Origin of the sequence: Lactobacillus gallinarum DSM 10532 = JCM 2011 (assembly GCF_001434975.1) — a bacterium.
Taxonomy (GTDB): Bacteria; Bacillota; Bacilli; order Lactobacillales; family Lactobacillaceae; genus Lactobacillus; species Lactobacillus gallinarum.
Window position 1 is genome coordinate 1 of the sequence record NZ_AZEL01000037.1, and the last position, 4,791, is coordinate 4,791.

Here is a 4,791-nt window from a genome sequence, read left to right on the forward strand (position 1 = left end):
CCCAACAATAACCTAAAACGCTCAATTGGTTTTGGTTCAGCCATTTCCATCGTAATAAGCACCATTTCTAGAATTTCCGGTATTCCAGCCATCGCGCTCATAAGGATTGTAGCCTAATTCGGATTCAAGCAGGTCATTGACAGCCTGTTGGAGCTTTTGTCTAAATAAATCATTAATTTTATCCTGATTGAATAGAGCATTAGCCATATCTTTGGTAAAATCATTCATGAAGGAATCTCTTTTCTAGTATGTTTTTCGTTCAAATCAATCATACGGGAAAAGGATTCCTTTTTCTAATATTCAGGGAAATAAAATTAAGGAAATATCCATCCTTACACAAAATATTTTACAGTCTCAACTTTCTCGACTACTCAACACAAAAATAATTTATAAACCTTTATAATGCTATAATTTTATGTGTAAGCGGTTTATATTAATAGAAAGCGTATAAAATATGAGTCTTACATGGAATAAAACATATGATGTCGTTGTATTAGGTTTTGGTGCAGCAGGTGCGACAGCTGCAAGATTTGCTGCAGATACAGGTGCAAAAGTTCTATTAGTAGATTCAGCTCCAGAAGGACATGAAGGCGGTAATACAAGATACTGCGGACAAATTATCGGCTTTGCTACCGATAAAGCTAAGATGAAACAGTATTATCATCAACTTCAAAAACCATTAGACTTAGATGAATCAATGATTGACACTTATGTCGATGGCTTTATTAATATGAAGCAATATATTGAAAAATATTTTGATGTTGAGCCAATTAGTGTTAAGTCTGTTATGAATTCGTGGGGATCTATGCTTAAATCAATGATCCCTGAATATCCAGAATATAAGGGTGCCGAAAGCTATGATACTTTTGTGTTAACTAAAGGATTCTTTAATGGCAGTTTATGGAAACAATTACGCAAAGAAGTCTTGAAACGTAAAAATATTACAGTCTGGTATCAATCGCCAGCCAAACATTTAATTACGCAAGATAGTAAAATTGCTGGAGTTCAAATTGATCATAATCATGTGATTACCAATATTAAAGCAAATAACGGTGTTGTCCTCGCCACAGGTGGTTTTGAAAATAATCAAAAGATGATTCAAGATTATCTTGGACGCGACTGGTTAGTACCACAAGGTTCTATCTATAACAAAGGTGATGGTATCAGCATGGCTGAAGAAGTCGGTGCTGATATGTGGCACATGCATAACTTTGAATCATTGGGATTAACATACAGAATGCCAGTTGGACAAAGGGGTCCAATTCTATTTGCTTGGACGGCAATGGCAAATGGTAGTGCATTAGTAATCGGCGATGATGGTACTAGATATTTTAATGAAACAGAAAGTCATCGTCATGGTCATAATTACTTCCATGGCACATGGATGATACCACAACCAACGACTAAGCCATATCTAATTTTTGATAAGGCACAGTATCAAAAACTTGAAGGCTTGAAATTAGGTGATCAATTTGAACAAATGCTAATTAGTGCAGATTCAATTGAAGCTCTTGCTATAAAAATTGATGCTAATCCTAAAGTTTTGACTCAAACAATCCAAGACTTCAACGAACAAATTAAGTTAGGTAAAGATTATCAATTCAATCGTGACATCAATACTATGAAACCTCTGGAAGGCGAAAAATATTATGCTTTGCCTCTTAAGCAGTCCATGTTGAACACCCAAGGTGGCCCAAGAAGAAATGCTAACGCCCAAGTACTTGATCCAAGTGGAGAACCAATTAATCATTTATATTCAGCAGGAGAACTTGGTGGTATAAGCGCTAATGAATATCAAGGTGGCAATAATATTGCAGAATGCTTAATCTTTGGCAAGATTGCTGGTGAGAATGCTGCTATGCCTAAAGATGGTAATCCTGTCTATGACAAAGCAGAAGTTTTAACCAGCGCCAGTGTAAAAGAAGGATCTGCTGAAGATGAATATAAAGTAGGAAAGAATCAATATATTGGTCGCAGTGATTTAGGTATGGGGGATGAACTAGTTGTTAGAGTTACTTATGAAAATCACAAAATAAGCAATGTTGAAGTTTTGAAAGACTCTGAAAGTTCAGATTACGGAAAGAAAGCTCTGGAGCAAATACCAACTAGAATTGTCCAAGCCAACGATACTAAAGTTGATGCAGTAACTGGTGCCTCAATGACTAGTAGAGCTATCGAAGATGCTGTACAAAATGCATTAAAAAAAGTTAAGAAGTAATAACTGGAACAATTTGATTAAGGTTTAATATAAAAATGATCAGTACAACAATCTAAGATTAAAAACTGATCATTTTTATTGTGTTGGAATTTTAATATTTTAGTTAATTTTGCGCTGCATTCTTACTACTAAAGATGACTTAGATAATCATTTTAAAATATCATATAGTCCAGTATTAACTGGTTATTTTGCGGCTGTTGTTCCCAAAAATAATCCTCTAGCTAAGAAAAAAGATATTTATCCAAACGAGCTAAAAGGACAGAATATAATCTTACTAGATAATAATTGGTGCCCACCAGAGCAACTTCATTTGCAAGAAATAATTAGGAAAGATAACGACAATAAGCATATTTCATACGTTAACAATGTAAGTAATGCAAATATTATGGCTGAATCTGGCTTAGGAATTGAAATTGTCAAATTTTTTGTGTAAATAGATTTTTCTCGTAGATTGATTTTTTAGTCTTTTATTTAATCAAAGTAGGATTCTAAGGTATCCTGAACCTGACCAAAGCCTTTGTGGATTCGATTGAAATGCGTTCCGTTCGTTGTAGCTCATTGCCTGAATGCCAATAAAAGTATTAAGCGACTGTTCAGTTGGAAACTCTGCTTTAGGCTTAGTGTTGATTGGCATTTCTATCTATGCATTGGATGATTAAAAAGAAATATATTGTTTCAGAAAAATCAGAGGACTAAAAGACCGTTTCTATCAAATTGCTGAAAGAAACGGTCTTTATTATTGAAAAATCGGAGGAAGCAGGGTGATTATTGGTGCTTGAAAACAAGGATTTAAAACAACTATTTATAAAAGTCTTCGATAACAATTGAGGGATGCACATAAACTTGATATTTAACAATCAGGTCCATCAGCTTTTCACCGTTGATTAGGGTGATCATTCTTGTGCCTGAACGTGAACTCTTAATTGCACCACGCGTAAAATCAGAAGTAGTGATAAATACGCCATATTCTGCATTGTATTTGTCCATTGCGCCACGAAATTTATCAATTTCTGGCGAGGACACTAAATTACCTTCTGCCCATCGCTTAGCTTGAATAGCGATTCTTTCAGTTCTAAGCTCATCGGTTTCTAAGTAGCCAAAACCATCAACACCACCATCATTGGTGTAACTCATACCGATTTTATCGTCGATATCTACATTCATGTTTGAGAGTAGCTTTTTGCAAAGTGTCTCGAACTTATAGGGATCTAACTTAAATAGGCGCTCTTTTAGTTCTTTTCGCCACTCAGGAACAGAGTCTTGCATATCTTCATCTTCCTGTTCTGCTTCTGCATCCCTTAGCGTAGACTTTTGATTTTCTCTTTCTAACTTAAGAATATCCTCTTCAAAATTAGGGGAGTCTGGGTCTAGTTTCAGTAGTTCATCAGATAACTGATAGACTTTAGGCTCTGCTTCGATAATTGTTCTATTCCTTAGGTGAGTAGATAAATTGAAGCCAAATTTGATACGGAATTCTGAATAATAATTACCTGTCTTTTTGGCTTTCTTTTTATGATCAACAATTTCTTGTGAAATGATTGGATCGTAATTTCTGATTCTCTCAATAATCTCGTCACGGCTTGCTTTGCCGCCTAAATCTTGTAAGGCACGAACAGTAGCTCTATTAATTGCCTCGTACTTTTCAGTTGTATTTGAATTGTTAAATGTCTTTAGATCCATAGGGTGTAATCTCTTTCTATTAGCTAATCAATATTATACACGAGGAAAGTATATTGAAAAGTTAGAGGGAGTATGGGATACAAACCTATTTAGGTATCAAATCAAAAAGGCAGGTAACTATAAGTGAGGTACTTGCCTTCGGTTTTAGTATCTTATTCTAAATTATTTAGTGTAGGATCTGGTGTAATGTCCATTAAATTAAACGTGTCTACTCTTTGAACTCTTGTTAGAGTACGCCATCGTATGTTACCTATATAAACTAATTTTGAATTTTTAGTAGCATTTAAACAGTAATTACATTACCTTGCCAAGCCAAATCATATTGTCAAATATGTTTCTTTTATGTTTGCACTCAAAAGGGATGCATGCTTAAGATATTGAGAAGTTGACGGAGAATAGGGAGAGAATAGCACGAAATGTAAATAAAAAATAATTTAAACTTTTTTCGTGTACATCCACAATTGATTAAAGACCTTGCATCATATGGACCAATGTCATTAAGTTAAGACATTGATTCTGTAGTATTCTTGCTTTTTTGCTTTTTTAATTATTTATATGGAAGCCAATATAAATAATTAAACAAATTCTCATTAGAATTCATTACACCAGTTGGACTATTATCTTTCATTATGTAATATCTCTTCACAGAATTTGTTTTTCGCAATTTTCCTGAAGCAGTAACAGCTTTATTTTTCTTGAAGTAATGGAAGGTACTTGCTTGAACGGTTTGATGATTACCATTTATATTAGCTGTAATGCCTACAGCACTTAACGCAATTGCTGCAGTTGCAGCAATCTTAAATAATTTAGTCTTAAACATTTTAGAATATATTCTTATACGCGTGGTGCTAGTTAAATCGTTTTAGTTAACAAAAAAAGTCCAATCTTGTTAG

4 protein-coding genes and 2 pseudogenes are annotated in these 4,791 nt (G+C 34.2%); 2 read left to right on the forward strand and 4 right to left on the reverse strand.

The features are described from left to right. Positions 1-51 precede the first annotated feature (51 nt). Positions 52-228: pseudogene (locus tag FC37_RS04585) on the reverse strand (IS256 family transposase); the annotation flags it as partial. 226 nt (positions 229-454) lie between these two features. On the opposite strand from FC37_RS04585, the gene FC37_RS04590 reads away from it, so the two are divergent. Together FC37_RS04590 and FC37_RS04595 are read left to right on the forward strand one after the other, a co-directional pair. Continuing rightward, positions 455-2,218 (forward strand): FAD-dependent oxidoreductase, encoded by a 1,764-nt coding sequence (locus FC37_RS04590; protein ID WP_025006466.1) that lies wholly within the window; start codon positions 455-457, stop codon positions 2,216-2,218. A gap of 109 nt (positions 2,219-2,327) precedes the next feature. Beyond that, positions 2,328-2,651 (forward strand): type 2 periplasmic-binding domain-containing protein, encoded by a 324-nt coding sequence (locus FC37_RS04595; RefSeq protein ID WP_025006467.1) that lies wholly within the window; start codon positions 2,328-2,330, stop codon positions 2,649-2,651. Positions 2,652-2,689: 38 nt separating this feature from the next. On the opposite strand, the pseudogene FC37_RS10745 reads toward FC37_RS04595, so the two are convergent. The 3 genes and pseudogenes from FC37_RS10745 to FC37_RS04605 all read right to left on the reverse strand — a co-directional run. Then, a pseudogene (locus FC37_RS10745) lies at positions 2,690-2,840 on the reverse strand (IS256 family transposase); the annotation flags it as partial. Between the two features lie 176 nt (positions 2,841-3,016). Continuing rightward, entirely contained in the window at positions 3,017-3,898 is an 882-nt protein-coding gene (locus FC37_RS04600; RefSeq protein WP_025006468.1) for a restriction endonuclease, read from the reverse strand. 547 nt (positions 3,899-4,445) lie between these two features. After that, the gene (locus tag FC37_RS04605) at positions 4,446-4,718 is read right to left on the reverse strand and encodes a hypothetical protein (protein ID WP_025006469.1); all 273 of its coding nucleotides are present in this window, start codon (positions 4,716-4,718) and stop codon (positions 4,446-4,448) included. Positions 4,719-4,791 lie beyond the last annotated feature (73 nt).

Excerpts from the sequence above, each read along its gene's own strand:
- FC37_RS04605 (WP_025006469.1), bottom strand. The coding sequence starts at position 4,718 with ATGTTTAAGACTAAATTATTTAAGATTGCTGCAACTGCAGCAATTGCG.
- FC37_RS04600 (WP_025006468.1), bottom strand. The coding sequence starts at position 3,898 with ATGGATCTAAAGACATTTAACAATTCAAATACAACTGAAAAGTACGAG.
- FC37_RS04590 (WP_025006466.1), top strand. The coding sequence starts at position 455 with ATGAGTCTTACATGGAATAAAACATATGATGTCGTTGTATTAGGTTTT.